The organism is Pseudarthrobacter sp. NIBRBAC000502771 (assembly GCF_006517215.1).
GTDB lineage: Bacteria > Actinomycetota > Actinomycetes > Actinomycetales > Micrococcaceae > Arthrobacter > Arthrobacter niigatensis.
The window spans coordinates 4,080,475-4,098,405 of record NZ_CP041187.1 but is presented as its reverse complement, the minus strand read 5'-3'; the positions used below and the strand labels follow the sequence as shown (position 1 = coordinate 4,098,405).

Here is a 17,931-nt window from a genome sequence, read left to right as displayed (position 1 = left end):
GCACAGATCATGGGGGATCTAGCAATAGATTTCTGTGGCGAATGGTACGAGCCATCGGACGAGGACATTTTCAATATCGGCCGCGAAGGCGACCTTGAAGTGGACGACAATCCGTACCTGCACCGGCAGTTCCTGCAGGTGGCCCGTTACGACGGCATCTGGTGGCTCAGCAACGTGGGCAGCATGTTGTCCGCCACCGTGGCTGACGCCTCCGGCGGCATGCAGGCATGGTTGTCGCCCGGGGCCCGGATTCCGCTGGTGTTCAGCCACACCAACGTCATCTTCACGGCCGGGCCCACTACCTACGAGTTCGCCGTGCACCTGAAGACGCCGTCCTTCCGGCAGGAAGCCCGGGACGGCGCCAGCAGCGGCGACACCACCATCGGCCCCGTGGTCTTCACCGACGCCCAGAAGGCACTGATCGTCGCCCTCGCCGAGCCGGTGCTCCGGCGCGAAGGCACCGGCTTCAGCACCATCCCGTCCTCGGCGGCCGCCGCCAAGACCCTGGGCTGGGCGCTGACCCGTTTCAACCGCAAACTGGACAACGTCTGCGACAAGCTGGACCGCGTTGGCGTGGTGGGCCTGCGCGGCGGCGGCGGGAAGCTCGCCACCAACCGCCGCGCACGGTTGGTGGAACACGCCGTCACCACCCACCTGGTGACCCCCGATGACCTGTACCTGCTCGAAAAGATGAGGGGCGTGGACGAAGGATGAGGATCCGGCTGACACTCCGCCGCGAACCCGCCGACGCCAAGGACCTGGCTGTCACGGTGGACGGCCTGGCCACGGTGGCGGACATCGCCACCGTGCTCTGGTCGGCGGACCCCGACCGTAAGGGCACGCCTGTGCCGGACAACCTTTCCCTGCGCATCGACGAAGCCTTCGTGGGCGCCGGCATCACCGGAAACATCCTGGCCCGGGAGGACAACCTCCTCGAGTCGGGCCTGCGCCCGGGCTCCGTGGTCTCGCTGGCGCAGGTGAGCGGGCAGTTCCACGAACCCGGAGCCAGCCGTGGGCCTGCAGCGGCCACGCTGCGCGTGTTGTCCGGGCCCGACGCCGGCCGCGAATTTTCGCTGCCCAGCGGCACCAGCTACATCGGCCGGGACCGGGACGTGGACATCCGCCTGACGGATCCGCTCACCTCCAAGCGGCACGCCCGGATCACGGTGGGCGAAAGCATCGAGATCGTGGACACCAACTCCGCCAACGGCCTCCTGATGGACGGGCTGCCCGTCACCCGCGCCACCCTGAACTCATCGGACACGGTGACCCTGGGGGACACCACCGTCACCGTGGTGCCGCTGGGGCACAACCACGCGGCAGCGCCGACGTGGCCCCTGGTGGACTTCAACCGCTCCCCGCGGGTGGTGCCCCGCTTCGACGTGCCCAAGCGCGTCCTCCCTGCCGGGCCCAAGCGGCCGGAGGACCAGCCGTTCCCGTACATCATGCTGGTGGCGCCCCTGATGATGGGCGCGGTCATCTTCGCGGTCACCCAGAACGTGCTCTCCATGGTGTTCATGCTGATGATGCCCCTGTTCATCGTGGGCCATTACGTTGACACCAGGATGCGGACGCGGAAGCAGCAGAAGGAACAGCTCAAGCAGTTCCGCGCCTCCATGGCCGCGTTCCGGCAGGACCTGACCGAACTGCAGCAGGTGGAACGGGCGGTCCGGCTCCAGGAAGCACCGTCCGTCAGCGACACCGTGGATGCCATCTACAAGCTGGGGCCTTTGCTGTGGACGCACCGGCCCGAGCACTCCTCCTTCCTGGGCCTGCGCTTTGGACTGGGGACCGCGCCGTCGCGGGTCCCGCTGGAAGAGCCGTCCAACAATGACACCGAGGTCCAGTACGCCCGCGAAATCCAGGACTGCATCAAACAGTTCAGCGAGATCGAGGGCGTCCCCGTGGTCTCCCAGCTGCGCACCTCCGGCGCCCTGGGCATCGCGGGTGCCCGCGGCCTGGTGGACGATGTTGCCCGCGGCATGGTGCTGCAGCTCGTCGGGCTGCATTCACCCGCCGAGGTGGTCCTGACGGCCATTACGTCCGCCCAGTCCCGCGAACGCTGGAACTGGCTGCAGTGGCTGCCGCACGTGGGCTCGGGGCACAGCCCGCTGGGCGGGGACCACCTGGCCGCCGGCTCGGCCGGCGGTTCGTCCCTGCTGGCCCGGCTTGAGGACCTGGTGGATGCCCGCGAGGCGGCGGCGAAGCGGACCGCCCCGGACCTCCGCCCCGGCATCGACCCCGCCAAGCATGAACTCGAAGAGCCGGTCCTTCCGTCGGTGCTGGTCATCGTGGAGGACGACGCTCCCGTGGACCGCGGCCGGCTGACCCGGCTGGCGGAACGCGGGCCCGACTCCGGCGTACACGTCCTATGGGTGGCCACCGACATCCAGGCCCTCCCGGCCGCCTGCCGCGACTTCATGGTGGTGGACGGCGACCACGGGACCACCACCGGCCAGGTGCGCCTGGGCCGCCACACGTATCCGGTCAGCTGTGAAAGCGTGGACGCGGAGCTCGCCGCCCAGCTGGCCCGGATGCTGGCCCCCGTGGTGGATGTGGGCAAGCCTGTCAACGACGACTCCGACCTGCCCCGTGCAGTGTCCTACGCGACGCTGATCGGCAAGGATTTCCTGGACAACCCGCAGTCGGTGGCCGAGCGCTGGACGGAAAACAACTCCGTGCATGCCACCGCCGTGGCGAACCGCAAGGACAACGGCACGCTCCGGGCCCTGGTGGGGTCCAAGGGCATCGAGCCGCTGTACCTGGACCTGAAGAACGAGGGGCCGCACGCGTTGGTGGGCGGCACCACCGGCGCCGGCAAGTCCGAGTTCCTGCAGTCCTGGGTCATGGGCATGGCCGCCGCCTACAGCCCGGACCGGGTCAGCTTCCTGTTCGTGGATTACAAGGGCGGCGCCGCATTCGCGGACTGCATCAACCTGCCGCACACCGTCGGGCTTGTCACCGACCTGTCTCCGCACCTGGTCCGCCGGGCCCTGACGTCGCTGCGCGCGGAGCTGCACTACCGTGAGCAGCTGCTGAACCGGAAGAAGGCCAAGGACCTGCTGGCCCTGCAGCGCGAAGCAGACCCCGAAGCCCCGCCGTACCTGATCATCATCGTGGACGAGTTCGCCGCCCTCGCCAACGATGTTCCGGAGTTCGTGGACGGCGTGGTGGACGTGGCCGCCCGCGGCCGCTCCCTGGGCCTGCACCTGATCCTTGCAACCCAGCGGCCGGCCGGCGTCATCAAGGACAACCTGCGCGCCAACACCAACCTCCGCGTGGCCCTTCGCATGGCCGATGAGGATGACGCCACGGACATCCTCGGCGTCCCGGACGCCGCCTACTTCGACCCCGCCATCCCGGGCCGCGGCGCCGCCAAGACCGGGCCGGGCCGCATCCAGGGGTTCCAGACCGGCTATGCCGGCGGCTGGACCACCGACAAGCCGCAGCGGCCCCAGATCGACATCGTGGAAATGGCCTTCGGCTCAGGTCCCAGCTGGGAAGCGCCGGCCCCTGACAAGCCTGTTGTCCAGGAACCGGCGGGACCCAACGACATCGCCAGGATGACCTCCACCATCGTGCACGCAGCGGACACCCTGGCCATCCAGCCGCCGCGCAAGCCGTGGCTGGATGAGCTGGCCAAGACCTACGATTTTTCCAAGCTGCCCAACCCCCGCACCGACGAACAGCTCCTGCTCGGCGTGGCCGACGACCCCGCGCACCAGGGCCAGCCCACCGTGTTCTACGAACCGGACCGGGACGGCAACATGGCCATCTACGGAACGGGCGGTTCCGGCAAGTCCGCAGCCCTGCGCGGCATTGCCATTGCCGCCGCGGTCACCCCGCGCGGCGGCCCGGTGCACGTGTACGGGATCGACTGCGGCTCCTCCGGGCTGCGGATGCTGGAGGAGTTGCCGCACGTGGGCGAGATCATTAACGGCGACGACGTTGAACGGGTGGGGCGGCTCCTGCGCCTCCTGCGGGACATCGCCGAGCTGCGGTCCGCACAGTTCGCTGAGGTGCGGGCATCCACCATCGTGGAGTACCGTAAGCTGGCCAACCGGCCGGACGAGAAGCGGATCTTCGTACTGGTGGACGGCATGTCAGCATTCCGCGAAGCCTACGAGCACAGCAAGCTGTCCGGGCTCTGGGACATTTTCCTGCAACTGGCCACCGACGGCCGCACCCTCGGCATCCACCTGGTGGTGACGGGGGACCGGCCCAACGCCGTCCCCGCTTCGCTGCTAGCCTCCATCCAGCGGCGGCTGGTGCTGCGGCTCTCCAACGAGGACGACTACATCTCCATGGACGTTCCCAGGGATGTCCTCACCGCAACATCGCCCCCGGGCCGCGGCCTGCTGGACGGGCTCGAAGTGCAGCTGGCCGTCCTGGGCGGCAACTCCAACCTGGCCCTGCAGGCCCGGGAAGTCCATAAGCTCAGCGAGGCGATGCTGCGCCAGGGCCTGGGTACCGCACCCGGGATCGAGCGGCTGCCCGAGCAGGTGGACCTGGATGTCCTGCCCGCGGGCAGCCCGGACCTGCCGGTGGTCGGCGTGGACGATGAGTCCCTGCAGCCCGCGGAGATCATGGCCCGCGGCCCGCTGCTGCTGGCAGGCCCCCCGGGCGCCGGCCGGACCGTGGCCCTGGTGACCCTGGCCTACGCCCTGCGCCGGTCAAACCCCGCTACCGAGCTGATCTACCTCGGATCCCGCCGGTCCGCCGTCGCCTCCCTCCCCATCTGGAACCGCTCCGTGGTGGGACCGGACGACCTCGCCGAGGTTGTGGAGGACCTGGTGGAGCATTCCACCGGGAATCCCGGGGCTGTGGCGTTCTTCATCGAAGGCCTGACGGAATTTACGGACACCCTCGCCGAATCAGGGATGGCACAGCTGGTCACCGCGTCACTGAAGGCGGACCAGTGGGTGGTGGGCGAGTCCGAGACCTCCACCTGGTCCAGCGCCTGGCAGCTTGCCCAGCCTTTCAAATCCGGGCGCCGGGGCCTGCTGCTCAACCCGGGCGACATCGAAGGCGACAGCCTGCTCAACACCTCGCTGGGCCGGGTCAGCCCCGACTTCATCCCGGGCCGCGGGTACGTGGTGGGCCGCGGCAAGGCCCGGAAGATCCAGGTGGCGCTGCCGCCCGAAAACCGGGACTGAGCAGGACCAACGACGGCGGGGCTGCTGCTGCGGCGGATTTGCGGCCCCGCCCGGCGCTGTAGAAGACTACCGGGGACACCAGAAAGCCGCGGTGGGGGGCTGCGCGCATCGAAAGGTAGCAATGACCCCGTCCGCTCCGATCCTCCGTGCCGTCCCGACGACGGCTTCAGCAGCTGCCCTGGCCCTGGCTCTTGGCTTCTTCCCGGCCGGGCCCGCGCTCGCCGCCGCCACCGCACCCTCGCCGACTCCGGCGTCGGACACCCAGGCCCCATCTGACTGCGGGCTGGTCTGCGTACCCATCCTCGCCAGCAGCCCCGACGCCGGCCAGACCGGGCGTCCGCGGAAGTCCAGGGACCCGGTCCCGCCGCCGAGCCAGCCGGCACCTCCCGCCGGAGCGCCTGCACCGACGGCCCAGCCCGGCCAGCCCCAACCCGCGCAGCCCGACGTCCCGGCCCCGGACCCCGCACAGCTTTCTGCAACGGCGGCGCCGGACCCGGAGGTGGCCGCTCCCACGGAATCGCCGTCAGCCACAGCGGGCTACCGCCCACCCACCGGCCCCTCAAGCGGGCAGGACTGGAACAGCCCCGTCACCCGCTCCAGCGGGCCCACCCAGATGGCTGCCGTGGCACCCGCCGGCGGTGAGGGCCCAGGCGGCCCGGCCCTCGGGCCCATCGCCCTGGGCACGCTGCTGGTGGGCACTTCCGCCGGTGCCTTCGCCGTGTGGAACCGGAACCGGAACCGGCTCCGCTCGCACTGAGCGGTCCATCCGGCCAAACAGGCGGGTGCCACGCCGCGCTGCCCCATGGCTGTCCGGGGTGTAGGGCAAGATAGGTCTGTGAGCACAGGACCAGGACCCGCAGAACAGACCGCCACCCGGACCACGGCACCGCACCAGCCCGAAGCGGTACCCACCGAAGCCATCCGCGAGGAGTACGAAAACCTTGCTGACCTGGTCCGGAAGTACCGGTTTGCGTACTACCAGGAGGACGCGCCCCTGGTATCGGACGCCGAGTTCGATTCGCTCTTCCGCCGCCTCGAGGAGATTGAGGCGCTGCACCCCGAACTTGTCGCCAACGATTCACCCACCCAGGAAGTGGGCGGCGAGGTCTCCGCCGCCTTCGCGCCGGTGGAACACCTGCAGCGCATGTACAGCCTGGAGGACGTCTTCTCGCTGGAGGAGCTCGAGGCCTGGCTCAACCGGGCCGAGGCCAGCATCGAAAAAATTGGCGACGGCGGCGCAAAGGCAGCGTGGCTGACCGAACTGAAGATCGATGGCCTGGCAGTCAACCTCCTGTACCGCGACGGCAAGCTGGTGCGCGCTGCCACCCGCGGCGACGGCACCACCGGCGAGGACATCACCCACAATCTGCTCACCATCAAAGAAATCCCGCAGGAACTGCACGGGACCGGTTTTCCCGCGGAAATGGAGGTGCGCGGCGAAGTCTTCATCCCGTCCAAGGCGTTCGCCGAGTTCAATGAGGCCCTGATCGAGGCCGGCAAGGCGCCGCTGGCCAACCCCCGCAACGCCGCGGCCGGTTCGCTGCGGCAAAAGGACCCGGCGGAGACGGCCAAGCGGCCGTTGAAGATGTTCGTCCACGGCATCGGCGCCCGCGAGGGCCTTGCCGCCGGCAGCCAGTCGGAAACCTACGGACTGCTGAAGGAATGGGGCCTGCCGGTCAGCCCCTACTTCGAGGTGCTGGCCGCCCGGGACGACGTCCTGGCCTTCATCAAGCGGTACGGGGACCAGCGCCACAAACTGCTCCACGAAATCGACGGCATCGTCATCAAGGTGGATGATTTCGCCACCCAGCGGGCCCTCGGAAACACCACCCGCGTTCCGCGCTGGGCCGTGGCGTACAAATACCCGCCGGAGGAAGTCCACACCAAACTGCTGGATATCCAGGTCAACGTGGGCCGCACCGGCCGGGTCACGCCCTACGGTGTCATGGAGCCGGTCAAGGTTGCCGGATCCACCGTGGAAATGGCCACCCTGCACAACCAGGACGTGGTAAAGGCCAAGGGCGTCAAGATCGGCGACATCGTCGTCCTGCGCAAGGCAGGGGACGTCATTCCCGAAATCGTGGGCCCGGTCCTGAACCTCCGGGACCAGCAGGACCCGCCGGTGCGCGACTTCGTGATGCCCACCGAGTGCCCGTCCTGCGGTACCCCGCTGGCACCTGCGAAGGAGGGGGACGTGGATGTCCGCTGCCCCAACGCCAGGTCCTGCCCGTCCCAGCTGCGGGAGCGGGTGTTCCACGTGGCCGGCCGTGGTGCCTTCGATATCGAGGCCCTGGGTTGGGAAGCGGCCATCGCGCTGACCCAGCCTGCCGAACCGGACACCCCTCCGCTGACCTCCGAAGCACGGCTGTTCGACCTCACCCCCGAAGACCTGGCCGGCGTCCGGATCCGGCGTGAGAAAAAGTCCAAAGGCGTCCCCACCGGCGAATATGAACTGGTGCCGTACTTCTTCAGCAAGGGCACGGCCAAGTCCCCGTCCAAGCCCACCGCCACCACCCAGAAGCTGTTCACGGAACTGGAAAAGGCCAAGACGCAGCCCTTGTGGCGGGTTTTGGTGGCGCTGTCCATCCGGCACGTTGGTCCCCGCGCATCACGGGCCCTGGCACAGGCGTTCGGCAGCATGGACCGCATCCGCGCCGCGTCCGAGGAGGAACTTGCGCATGTGGACGGTGTCGGCCCCACCATCGCCGCCGCGCTGAAGGAGTGGTTCGCCGAGGACTGGCACGTCGAGATCATCGACCGCTGGGCCGCCGCAGGTGTACGCATGGAAGACGAACGCGACGAGTCCATGCCGCGCACCCTGGAGGGGCTGACCGTGGTGGTCACCGGTTCCCTGCCCAACTTCAGCCGTGACGAGGCCAAGGAAGCCATCCTGCTCCGCGGCGGCAAGGCAGCCGGCTCGGTCTCCAGGAACACCAGCTATGTGGTGGCCGGCGAAAGCGCCGGCAGCAAGCTGGACAAGGCAGAGCAACTGGGCATCCGCGTCCTGGACGAGGACGGGTTCCGGCAACTGCTCGACGGCGGCCCGGCAGCATTGGGGGACTCGGCGGACGAAGACGTGACCGAGGAAGAGGCAATGGAAGTAGTGACTGGGGAGGACGCATGACGTCTGCAACGGAACTGCTGGAGGTGGCCAAACAGGCCGCCGCGGCAGGCGCAAAGGTCCTGTCCGGCCGTGACGGCAGCGCCCTGGACGCAAGCAACAAGGGAGCGGCCGGGGACTGGGTCACCGCCTTCGACCTGGCCGCGGAAAACGCCGTGCGCCGCGTCATCACCGCCGCCCGCCCCGGCGACAGCATCACCGGCGAGGAACAGGGAACCACCCGCTCCGCCCACCCCACCGGTTACCGCTGGTCCATCGACCCCCTGGACGGCACCACCAACTTCATCCGCAACATCGTCTACTACGCCACCTCGGTGGCTGTCGCCGATGCCGGCGGCGCCTGGCTGGCGGGCGTCGTCAACGCCCCCGCCCTGGGCCGGGTGTACTACGCTGCCCGCGGCCAGGGTGCGTGGCTTGAGGAACGCGGCACAGTCACCAGGCTCGATGGACCGGTACCGGGCCGTGCCGGGCAGATCCTGGCCACAGGGTTCAGCTACGAGCCCGAAATCCGCGCCCAACAGGCGGCTGCCTTCGGCACGTTGATGGACGGCTTTGCCGATGTCCGCCGGCTTGGTTCCGCCGCCCTGGACCTGTGCATGGTGGCCGACGGAACCCACGATGCCTACGGTGAGCGGGGGCTGAACGAGCATGACTTTTCAGCCGGTGCCCTGATCGCGGAGGAGGCCGGCTGCTGGGTGCGCAGGCCGCGGCTCACCAGCCCGCTCGACGGCGGACCAACGGACGACGAGCGCCTGGACGCCTGGACCTGCGCGGCCGGCCTGGAGCTGTCAGGGAAGTTTCCGCTGTAAGCGGGCCGCCCTGGATGGGCACTGGGCGGCCTCATCGAAGGAGCGGGTTGTCCGTTCTGATAGTTCTGTCACGGAAAGTGCCTTCCTGCCGTCCAGTGGGCGGGCCCGCCACTAGCATTGACGGGTGCAGCCGCAGATAACCATCCGTCCCGCCGTCGAGGCCGACTTCGCCGCCATTGCCCGCATCACCGGAGCTTCGTATCTTTCGGCAGGCTACTTCGACGACGCAGCCCACCCCTACATGGTGAAGATCATGGATGTGGCAGAGCGCGCGGAGCAGGCAACCATCTGGGTGGCGGAACGCGACGGAGTTGTGGTTGGTTCCGTCACGCTGGCGCTGGCGGGGGAGCCGTACGCGGACATCGCCCTGCAGGATGAGCTGGAATTCCGGATGCTGGTGGTGGACCCCGCCGTCCAGCGCAGCGGGGCCGGCAAAGCCATGGTGGAGGCCATCATCGGCCATGCCAGGACCCTCCCCGGCATCCGTGCGGTGGCCCTCACCACCGGCCAAACCTGGGAGAGCGCGCACGGGCTCTACCGCAAGACCGGCTTCCAGCGGGTGCCTGCACGGGACTGGCTGGTCCCCGGAACCGACATAAAACTGCTGGTTTACCGGCGCGACCTGTAGCAGCCCTACAGTGGTGGCGACCCATTCCAGCTTTGAAAGGCCCACCCATGCGCAAAACCTTCGGCAGCGGATCCGTCTGGGAACAGACCCTCGGCTATTCCCGCGCCGTCCAGGTGGACAACACCCTCTACATCTCTGCCACCGCTGCGAGCGGCGACGACGGAGTGGTGGGGGATGACTTCTACACCCAGACCCAGTACGTCCTGCAGAAACTCGGCAAGGTCCTGGCCGACGCCGGCTTCGGCTACGGGGACGTGGTGCAGTCCAAGCTGTACCTGACGGACATCAGCAAATGGGAAGAGGCCGGCCGGGCCCACGGCGAAGTGTTCGGTGACATCCGCCCCACCCTCTCCCTGGTGCACGTGCTCCCGTTCCTGGACCCAAAGATGCTCGTCGAGATCGAACTGGTCGCGCAGAAGAGCGCGTAGTTTCTCCGGCCCTACCGTGCCGGCAGGCCGTAGCGGTGCTCCGGCCTGCCCGTGGTGCCGTAGCGGAGCTGGATGTCCACCGCCCCGTCGTCCGCCAGCGAGGACAGGTACCGCTGGGCGGTGGCGCGGGAAACGCCCACCCGGGCGGCCACCTCGGCGGCGGAGTACTGATCGCCCGGGGCCAGCGATTCCAGCACAGCGGCCTCCGTTGCGGAACGTGGTTTCGACGACGGCGTGACATCCCCCGGAATCAGCGCACGTTTGGCGCGCTCCACGCCGTCCTGGTCCAGTGCCCCGGGCTGGCCCAGGAGGCGCCGGTACCTGGCATAGGAGCGCAGCTGCTGCGACAGTGACTCCGCCGTGAAGGGCTTGAGCAGGTAGCCCAGGGCGCCGCGGCGGAACGCCACCCGGACCGACGCGGTGTCGGAGGCGGCGCTGAGGATGATCGTGTCCACATCCAGCTGCTGCAGCAGGTCCAGCCCGGAGGCATCCGGCAGGTACACATCGAGGAGTACCAAATCCGGCCGCAGGCTATGGATGGCCTGCAGTGCCAGCGAGGCCGTGCCAACGGGGGCCAGGGCCAGGAACCCGGCCACCGAGTCCACGTAGGCTGCGTGCAGCTTGGCCACATGGAAGTCGTCGTCCACGATCAGGACCCGAAAATCATCAGCCATTCTTTTCCTTTCCGGCTTCCCCCGTGGTCTTTGCGGCGGCGCTTCCCGCCGTCGTATGCGGAAGGGTGGCCATGAACACGGCACCCGGCCCACCCGTGGCCCCGCGCTCCAGCACCTTCACATCGCCGCCGCGGCGCCGCGCCAGCTGGCGGGCCAGCGCCAGGCCGAAACCCTGGCCGCCGCCGGCGCGGACCGGGCCGGCAGCGGTGGTGAAACCTTCGGCGAACACGCGTTCCGTGTCCGTGCCTTCCGCCAGCCCGTCACCCGAGTCCGCCACCACGACGTGGAGCGTGCCGCCGTCGTCGCCCGGTTCATCCAGCACCTCCAGCTCAACCCAGCGGTCCGTGGACGACCCCGCCACGGCGGCGTTGACGGCGTTGTCGATCAGGTTTCCCAGCACCGTGGTCACATCCTGGGCCTCCGTCACCTGCCCGCGGACCAGGGTCTCCGGGCCGATGCGGAGGGCGACGCCCCGTTCGTCTGCCTCCACGCCCTTGGCACCCACGAAAGCCTGCAGGTAAGGGTCCTGCAGCAGCTCGGCCTGGTCCACCGGGAACTTCAGCGGGCCGGTGGCGGCCAGCCCTGCAAGGTAGTCGCGGGCTTCCTGGTGCTGCCCGATGCCCAGGAAACCGGCCAGGGTGTGCAGCTGGTTGGCGAACTCGTGCCGCTGGGCGCGCAGGGCGGTGGACATGGTGCCGACGGCATCGAGTTGCCGCGTGAGCTCCTGCAGTTCCGTCCGGTCACGCAGCATGACCACCCAGCCCAAATCCTCCCTGCGGTGCAGGGCCTTGCGCGCATTCACCACCAGCACCCGGCCGCCGGCCACCAGTTCGAGGGCGTCCTGGGTTGATCCGCCGCTACCCACCGCCGGACCGGCAACACCAGTTCCGGTGCGCGTGAGGGACTTCAGCTGTTCCGGGACGGGGGCGTCCTCCCACCGGGACCCCGACAGGTCGGGCAAAGCAAGCAGCCGCTGCGCTGCGGCGTTGAACACGCTGACCCGGCCGTCGGCACTGACGCCGATCACGCCGTCGTCCACGCCCTGCAGCACCGCCACCTGGTCGTGGACCAGCGTGCTGATTTCCTCCGGTTCCAGGCCCAGGGTGAGGCGCTGCAGGCGGCGGCGCAGCAGGAAGGACCCCAGTACCCCGGCCAGCAGGGCGCCGGCGGCGGTCAGGGCCACCGGGCCGATGTCGCGGCTCACGCTCTGTGCCACCGTTTCCATGGAGTAGCCGACGCTCACCTCACCCACCACCGTGCTGGTGCCCGGCGCGTACACCGGAACCTTCGCGCCGGCCGACGGGCCAAGCGTTCCGGTGTTCCGGGTAGTGATCTCCTGCCCGGACAATGCTTCGGACGGGTCGGTGCTCACCTTTTCGCCCAGCCGCTGCGGATCCGGGTGGGCCAGCCTGATCCCCGTTTCGTCGGTGATCACCACGAACAGCGCCCCGGTCCGGGTCCGCGCTGCCTCCGCGGACGCCTGCAGCGGGCCGGCCAGGAGCTCGGCCGGCGGGGGAGTGCCGGGCTGGTCGCTGATGGCCAGCACATCGGCGCGGACCTCCGGATCGGAGGCGACGGTCCGGGCCAACGTCAGTGCCTGGTTCTCCGCGTCGCTGCCCACCCGGTCGTAGGTCAGCCAGGCGTGAACGGCGGTGCTCAGCAGCACGACCAGCAGCACCACGGCCAGCTGGAGAAGCAGCGTCTGGGTGGAAAACCGCAGCGGCTGCCGGGGCACGGAACGCTGCATTCATCCTCCTTGACGGGTGGCAGGGGCCACGGTTCCGGCGCGGCGGCGCCGTGAGCACAATGAGCAAAATGCTCCCAATAAGCAGTATGCCAATCAATTGAGCCAAAGGCACTGTCGTGACGGCCGCCACCCTACAGTCTGTAGCACGCGTCACACCGCTGTGCCGCTGTTCACAAGAAGGAGCCGGCTGTGCTGGTAATACTTGGATTCGCCATGATCGCGGTATTCATGGTGCTGATCATGACGAAGAAGTTGACGCCAGTGCTGGCGTTGATCATTGTCCCTACTGTTTTTGGCCTGTTCGCAGGTGCCGGCCTGGGCATCGGCGACATGGTCATGGACTCCATGAAGTCCATGACCTCCACCGCGGCCCTGCTGATGTTCGCCATCATCTACTTCGGCCTGATGATCGACGTCGGGCTCTTTGACCCGCTGGTGAAGTTCATCCTCCGCAAGCTGGGCAACGACCCCGCCAAGGTTGTCCTGGGCACCGCCATCCTGGCCGCCGCCGTGTCCCTGGACGGAGACGGGTCCACCACCTTCATCCTCACCACCGCAGCCATGCTGCCGGTCTACCTGCGCCTGAAGATGAGCCCCGTGGTCCTCACCTGCGTGGCCGGCCTGGCCAACGGCACCATGAACATCCTGCCGTGGGGCGGTCCCACCGCCCGCGCCGCCACCGCCCTGAAGATCGACGTCAACGACGTCTTCGTCCCCATGATCCCGTCCCTCGTGGCCGGCCTGGTGGTCGTCTTCGCTTTCTCCTGGCTGCTCGGCCTGCAGGAACGCAACCGCCTCCGCGCCACCGCCCCCGAGATCTGGGGAACGCCGTCTACGGCAGAGCCCTTCACGGCGGAAGAGTTCGACGGCGGCACCACCGCCGGCGGTTCGCGCACCGGCGTGTCCGGCGCCGGCCGTGGCCGCAAGGGCGGCAACCCCGGCGGAGCAGCCCCCACCGTCGGCGGCTCCCCGGCAGGATCCTCCGTAGCCGTGCTGGAGCGCACCGACACCCTCCTTGAGGACAGCAGCGCCGGACTCACCGACACCGCGCTCGATCCCAACCGCAGCACCCTGCGCCCCAAGCTGTTCTGGTTCAACCTGGCCCTGACCGTCGCCGTCATGGTGGTGCTCGTCGCCAACGTCATCCCGCTGCCGTTCGTGTTCATGGTGGGCGCCGCGATCGCCCTCCTGGTCAACTTCCCCAAGGTCAAGGACCAGGGCGCCCAGCTCATTGCGCACGCACCTTCCATCGTCGCCGTGGTCAGCATGGTCATGGCCGCCGCCGTCCTCACCGGCGTCCTCAAGGGCACCGGCATGGTGGAAGCCATGTCCGCCTGGCTGGTCCAGATCATCCCCACCTCCATGGGCCCGTTCATGGCCGTCATCACGGGCGTGCTCAGCATCCCCATGACGTTCTTCATGAGCAATGACGCGTTCTACTTCGGCGTCCTTCCGGTCCTGAGCGAAACCGCGGCGCACTACGGAGTCGGCGCCGCCGACATGGCCCGCGCCTCCATCACCGGCCAGCCCTTCCACCTGCAGAGCCCGCTGGTTCCGGCCATCCTGCTGCTGGTCTCGCTGGCCAAGGTGGACCTAGGCGACCACCACAAGAAGGTCCTGTGGCGCACCGCCGTTATCTCCCTGGTAATGCTCGGCGTCGGGATGCTGACTGGAGCCATCGGTATCGGTTAGTCTGTAGCTGCCCGCGCTCCCTGTCCCCGAGGCAGGAGCGGGCTTCGAAGGTGCCCGTCTGACGCCCGCTGGGGGATGTCAGACGGGCATCTGCGTTTGGCGCACTAGACTGGATCGGAAAACAATTCGAACTTTGCAGGGGAGATCCATGGCTGCGATCAACCGTGACGACGTCGCGCACCTCGCGCGGCTCGCTCACATCGAGATGAGTGCCGAAGAGCTGGACAGGATGGCCGGCGAACTGGCCGTCATCGTGGATTCGGTCAAGTCCGTCAGCGAGGCCGCAGGGGACGACGTTCCGGCCACCTCGCACCCCATTCCGCTCACCAACGTGTTCCGCGACGACGTTGTGGGCCACACCTTCACGGCGGAACAGGCACTCTCCGGCGCCCCGGACTCCGATGACAACCGTTTCAAGGTTCCGGCAATCCTGGATGAGGCATAGACATGACTGACAAGAACACCAGCGCCGACACCCTGATCAGGCTTTCCGCCGCGCAGCTTGCCGAGAAACTCCACGCCGGCGAAGTCACCGCCGTCGAAGCCACCCAGGCCTACCTGGACCGCATCGCCGCCGTTGACGGCCAGGTCAACGCCTTCCTGCACGTCAACGCCGAAGAAGCGCTCGCCGTCGCCGCCGAGGTGGACGCCATCCGCGCCGCCGGCGGGGCGGAAGCCGAAGCACTGCACTACCTGGCGGGCGTTCCCATCGCCGTCAAGGACCTGATCGTCACCATCGGCCAGCCCACCACGGCCGGCTCCAAGATCCTCGAGGGCTGGCACAGCCCGTACGACGCCACCGTCGTAGAGCGGCTGCGTGCCGCGAAGATGCCCATCCTGGGCAAGACCAACCTGGACGAGTTCGCCATGGGCTCGTCCACGGAGCACTCCGCGTACGGTCCCACCCGCAACCCCTGGGACCTGGACCGGATCCCCGGCGGCTCCGGCGGTGGCTCCGCTGCCGCCGTCGCTGCTTTCGAGGCGCCCCTGGCCCTGGGCACGGACACCGGCGGCTCCATCCGCCAGCCCGGCGCCGTCACCGGAACCGTGGGCGTGAAGCCCACCTACGGCAGCGTCTCCCGCTACGGCGCCATCGCCATGGCATCCTCCCTGGACCAGATCGGCCCGGTCACCCGCACCGTCCTGGACTCCGCGCTCCTGCACCAGGTCATCGGCGGCCACGATCCCCGCGACTCCACCTCGCTGCCGGAACCGTTGGCTGACCTTGTTGCCGCGGCCAAGACCGGCAACGTCGAGGGGCTGCGGATCGGCATCATCAAGGAGCTGCACGGCGAGGGCTACCAGGCCGGGGTCGAGAACCGTTTCAACGATGCCCTGGAGCTGCTCAAAGAAGCCGGCGCCGAGATCGTGGAGGTCTCCTGCCCCAACTTCCAGTACGCCCTGGGCGCCTACTACCTGATCATGCCGTCCGAGGCATCCTCCAACCTGGCCAAGTTCGACGGCGTCCGGTACGGCCTGCGCGTCCTCCCCGTAGACGGCCCCATGACCATCGAACGCGTCATGGGTGCCACCCGTGCAGCCGGGTTCGGCGACGAAGTCAAGCGCCGCATCATCCTGGGCACCTACGCCCTGTCCGCGGGCTACTACGACGCCTACTACGGCTCCGCCCAGAAGGTCCGCACCCTGGTGCAGCGGGACTTCGAGGCCGCCTTCGCCGAGGCTGACGTCCTGATCTCGCCCACCGCCCCCACCACGGCGTTCCCGCTCGGCGAAAAACTGGACGATCCGCTGGCCATGTACCTCAACGACGTCGCCACCATCCCCGCGAACCTCGCGGGCGTCCCCGGCCTGTCGCTGCCAGGCGGCCTGGCGGACGAGGACGGGCTGCCCGTCGGCATCCAGCTGCTGGCCCCCGCGCGCGAAGACGCCCGTTTGTACCGGGTGGGCGCGGTCCTTGAATCGCTGCTCGAGGCGAAATGGGGCGGCCCGCTGCTGGCACAGGCTCCCGACCTTGCCGCCGCCGCTGCCGGAACCCTCGAAACCCAGGAGGCAAAATAATGAGCACTGACCACATCCTGAGCTTCGAAGAGGCCATGGAGAAGTACGATCCCGTCCTGGGGTTCGAGGTCCACGTGGAGCTGAACACCAAGACCAAGATGTTCTCCTCCGCGCCGAACGTCTTCGGCGACGAGCCCAACACCAATGTCAACGAGGTGGACCTGGGCATGCCCGGCGTCCTGCCCGTGGTCAACAAGACGGCCATCGAGTCCTCCATCAAGATCGGCCTGGCGCTGAACTGCAAGATCGCCGAGTCCTGCCGCTTCGCCCGGAAGCAGTACTTCTACCCGGACACCCCCAAGAACTTCCAGACGTCCCAGTACGACGAGCCGATTGCGTACGACGGCTACCTCGATGTTGAACTCGAGGACGGCACCGTGTTCCGCGTGGAGATCGAGCGCGCACACATGGAGGAGGATGCCGGGAAGCTGACCCACATGGGCGGTGCCACGGGCCGAATCCAGGGCGCAGACTTCTCGCTGGTGGACTACAACCGTGCGGGTGTGCCGCTGGTGGAAATCGTCACCAAGCCCATCGAGGGAGCCGGGTCCCGCGCACCGGAACTGGCCAAGGCCTACGTGGCGGCCGTCCGGGAGATCGTGAAGAACCTGGGCGTGTCCGACGCGAAGATGGAACGTGGCAACGTCCGCTGCGATGCGAACGTGTCGCTCCGCCCGCACGGCCGTGAGCGGTTCGGCATCCGTTCCGAGACCAAGAACGTGAACTCGCTGCGCGCCGTGGAACACGCCGTCCGCTACGAGATCCAGCGCCACGCCGCTGTCCTGGACTCGGGTGAACCGGTGATCCAGGAGACCCGCCACTGGCACGAGGACACCCGCACCACCACGTCCGGCCGCGCCAAGTCCGACGCCGACGACTACCGCTACTTCCCGGAACCGGACCTGGTTCCCGTGGTGGCATCCCGTGAATGGGTGGAGGAACTGCGCGCCACCCTGCCCGAGCCGCCCGCCGAGCGCCGCAAGCGCCTCAAGGCCGACTGGGGCTACTCCGACCTCGAATTCCGGGACGTGGTGAACGCCGGCGTCCTGGACGAGATCGAGGAAACCATCGCCGCCGGCGCCACGGCTTCCGTGGCCCGCAAGTGGTGGATGGGTGAGATCGTGGGCCGCGCCAAGGCCGCCGACGTGGACCCCGGCCAGCTGGGCGTTGAGGCTGCCACGGTGGTGGAGCTGAGCCGCATGGTTGAGGCGGGCAAGATCAACAACAAGATGGCCTCCCAGGTGCTGGACGGCGTTCTCGCCGGTGAAGGCACCCCGGAGGAGATCGTGGAGAAGCGCGGCCTGGCCGTCGTGTCCGACGACGGGCCCCTCCTCGAAGCCATCGACGCCGCACTGGCCGCGCAGCCCGACGTCGCGGACAAGATCCGCGGCGGCAAGGTGCAGGCCATCGGCGCGATCGTTGGCGGGGTCATGAAGGCCACCCGCGGCCAGGCCGACGCGGGCCGCGTCCGGGAACTCATCCTGGAGAAACTGGGCGTCACCGTCTAGTACCCGCACACCCAACTGGGTCGCAGTTGATGTCGTTTTGGGCGCCCATAACGACATTGACTGCGGCCCAGTTGGGCTTTAAGTACTCAGGTGCCGCCGGCCGCAAAGTACCCGTGGCCGCGCCGGCGTGGCGGACTTACACTGGAGCC

The 17,931-nt window shown here is 68.4% G+C and carries 13 protein-coding genes; 11 read left to right on the top strand and 2 right to left on the bottom strand.

Translation table 11 applies throughout. The features are described 5' to 3' along the window. The first annotated feature begins 9 nt into the window (after positions 1-9). The 7 genes from NIBR502771_RS19095 (at position 10) to NIBR502771_RS19065 (ending at position 10,142) form a co-directional block, all read left to right on the top strand. On the top strand, positions 10-714 hold the full coding sequence (locus NIBR502771_RS19095) for a hypothetical protein (RefSeq protein WP_141161083.1): 705 nt from the start codon (positions 10-12) through the stop codon (positions 712-714). Beyond that, positions 711-5,156 carry an FtsK/SpoIIIE domain-containing protein gene (locus NIBR502771_RS19090; protein ID WP_141161082.1) on the top strand — a complete coding sequence of 1,482 codons (4,446 nt, stop codon included), beginning with the start codon at positions 711-713 and terminating at the stop codon, positions 5,154-5,156. The genes NIBR502771_RS19095 and NIBR502771_RS19090 overlap by 4 nt, the downstream gene beginning before the upstream one ends. A 121-nt stretch (positions 5,157-5,277) precedes the next feature. Further along, complete coding sequence (locus NIBR502771_RS19085; RefSeq protein ID WP_141161081.1) at positions 5,278-5,913, top strand: hypothetical protein; 636 nt, start codon at positions 5,278-5,280, stop codon at positions 5,911-5,913. Between the two features lie 78 nt (positions 5,914-5,991). Continuing rightward, on the top strand, positions 5,992-8,280 hold the full coding sequence (gene ligA / locus NIBR502771_RS19080; RefSeq protein ID WP_141161080.1) for an NAD-dependent DNA ligase LigA: 2,289 nt from the start codon (positions 5,992-5,994) through the stop codon (positions 8,278-8,280). Beyond that, positions 8,277-9,086: an inositol monophosphatase family protein gene (locus tag NIBR502771_RS19075; RefSeq protein WP_141161079.1), complete on the top strand. Its 810-nt coding sequence runs from the start codon at positions 8,277-8,279 to the stop codon at positions 9,084-9,086. Before ligA ends, NIBR502771_RS19075 begins: the two co-directional genes overlap by 4 nt. 124 nt (positions 9,087-9,210) lie before the next feature. Then, positions 9,211-9,714, top strand: coding sequence for a GNAT family N-acetyltransferase (locus NIBR502771_RS19070; RefSeq protein WP_141161078.1), 504 nt, complete (start codon positions 9,211-9,213; stop codon positions 9,712-9,714). Between the two features lie 47 nt (positions 9,715-9,761). Then, positions 9,762-10,142: a RidA family protein gene (locus NIBR502771_RS19065; RefSeq protein ID WP_141161077.1), complete on the top strand. Its 381-nt coding sequence runs from the start codon at positions 9,762-9,764 to the stop codon at positions 10,140-10,142. Between the two features lie 11 nt (positions 10,143-10,153). Here the strand turns inward: NIBR502771_RS19065 and NIBR502771_RS19060 are convergent, their stop codons facing one another. Both NIBR502771_RS19060 and NIBR502771_RS19055 read right to left on the bottom strand, forming a co-directional pair. Next, a complete protein-coding gene (locus NIBR502771_RS19060; protein ID WP_141161076.1) occupies positions 10,154-10,816 on the bottom strand; it encodes a response regulator in 663 nt (220 codons plus the stop codon). Continuing rightward, the gene (locus tag NIBR502771_RS19055; RefSeq protein WP_141161075.1) at positions 10,809-12,563 is read right to left on the bottom strand and encodes a sensor histidine kinase; all 1,755 of its coding nucleotides are present in this window, start codon (positions 12,561-12,563) and stop codon (positions 10,809-10,811) included. The genes NIBR502771_RS19060 and NIBR502771_RS19055 overlap by 8 nt, the downstream gene beginning before the upstream one ends. A 189-nt stretch (positions 12,564-12,752) precedes the next feature. Here NIBR502771_RS19055 and NIBR502771_RS19050 point away from each other — a divergent pair, with 189 nt between their 5' ends. The 4 genes from NIBR502771_RS19050 to gatB all read left to right on the top strand — a co-directional run bounded on the left by NIBR502771_RS19050 (position 12,753) and on the right by gatB (position 17,782). Beyond that, on the top strand, positions 12,753-14,255 hold the full coding sequence (locus tag NIBR502771_RS19050) for a CitMHS family transporter (protein WP_141161074.1): 1,503 nt from the start codon (positions 12,753-12,755) through the stop codon (positions 14,253-14,255). Positions 14,256-14,403: 148 nt separating this feature from the next. Further along, positions 14,404-14,700 (top strand): Asp-tRNA(Asn)/Glu-tRNA(Gln) amidotransferase subunit GatC, encoded by a 297-nt coding sequence (gene gatC, locus NIBR502771_RS19045; RefSeq protein WP_018763018.1) that lies wholly within the window; start codon positions 14,404-14,406, stop codon positions 14,698-14,700. A 2-nt stretch (positions 14,701-14,702) separates the two neighbouring features. Then, entirely contained in the window at positions 14,703-16,274 is a 1,572-nt protein-coding gene (gatA, locus tag NIBR502771_RS19040) for an Asp-tRNA(Asn)/Glu-tRNA(Gln) amidotransferase subunit GatA (RefSeq protein ID WP_141161073.1), read from the top strand. After that, entirely contained in the window at positions 16,274-17,782 is a 1,509-nt protein-coding gene (gene gatB / locus NIBR502771_RS19035; protein WP_141161072.1) for an Asp-tRNA(Asn)/Glu-tRNA(Gln) amidotransferase subunit GatB, read from the top strand. The genes gatA and gatB overlap by 1 nt, the downstream gene beginning before the upstream one ends. Positions 17,783-17,931 lie beyond the last annotated feature (149 nt).

Excerpts from the sequence above, each read along its gene's own strand:
- NIBR502771_RS19095 (WP_141161083.1), top strand. The coding sequence starts at position 10 with ATGGGGGATCTAGCAATAGATTTCTGTGGCGAATGGTACGAGCCATCG.
- NIBR502771_RS19090 (WP_141161082.1), top strand. The coding sequence starts at position 711 with ATGAGGATCCGGCTGACACTCCGCCGCGAACCCGCCGACGCCAAGGAC.
- NIBR502771_RS19085 (WP_141161081.1), top strand. The coding sequence starts at position 5,278 with ATGACCCCGTCCGCTCCGATCCTCCGTGCCGTCCCGACGACGGCTTCA.
- NIBR502771_RS19075 (WP_141161079.1), top strand. The coding sequence starts at position 8,277 with ATGACGTCTGCAACGGAACTGCTGGAGGTGGCCAAACAGGCCGCCGCG.
- NIBR502771_RS19065 (WP_141161077.1), top strand. The coding sequence starts at position 9,762 with ATGCGCAAAACCTTCGGCAGCGGATCCGTCTGGGAACAGACCCTCGGC.
- NIBR502771_RS19060 (WP_141161076.1), bottom strand. The coding sequence starts at position 10,816 with ATGGCTGATGATTTTCGGGTCCTGATCGTGGACGACGACTTCCATGTG.
- NIBR502771_RS19055 (WP_141161075.1), bottom strand. The coding sequence starts at position 12,563 with ATGCAGCGTTCCGTGCCCCGGCAGCCGCTGCGGTTTTCCACCCAGACG.
- gatC (WP_018763018.1), top strand. The coding sequence starts at position 14,404 with ATGGCTGCGATCAACCGTGACGACGTCGCGCACCTCGCGCGGCTCGCT.
- gatA (WP_141161073.1), top strand. The coding sequence starts at position 14,703 with ATGACTGACAAGAACACCAGCGCCGACACCCTGATCAGGCTTTCCGCC.
- gatB (WP_141161072.1), top strand. The coding sequence starts at position 16,274 with ATGAGCACTGACCACATCCTGAGCTTCGAAGAGGCCATGGAGAAGTAC.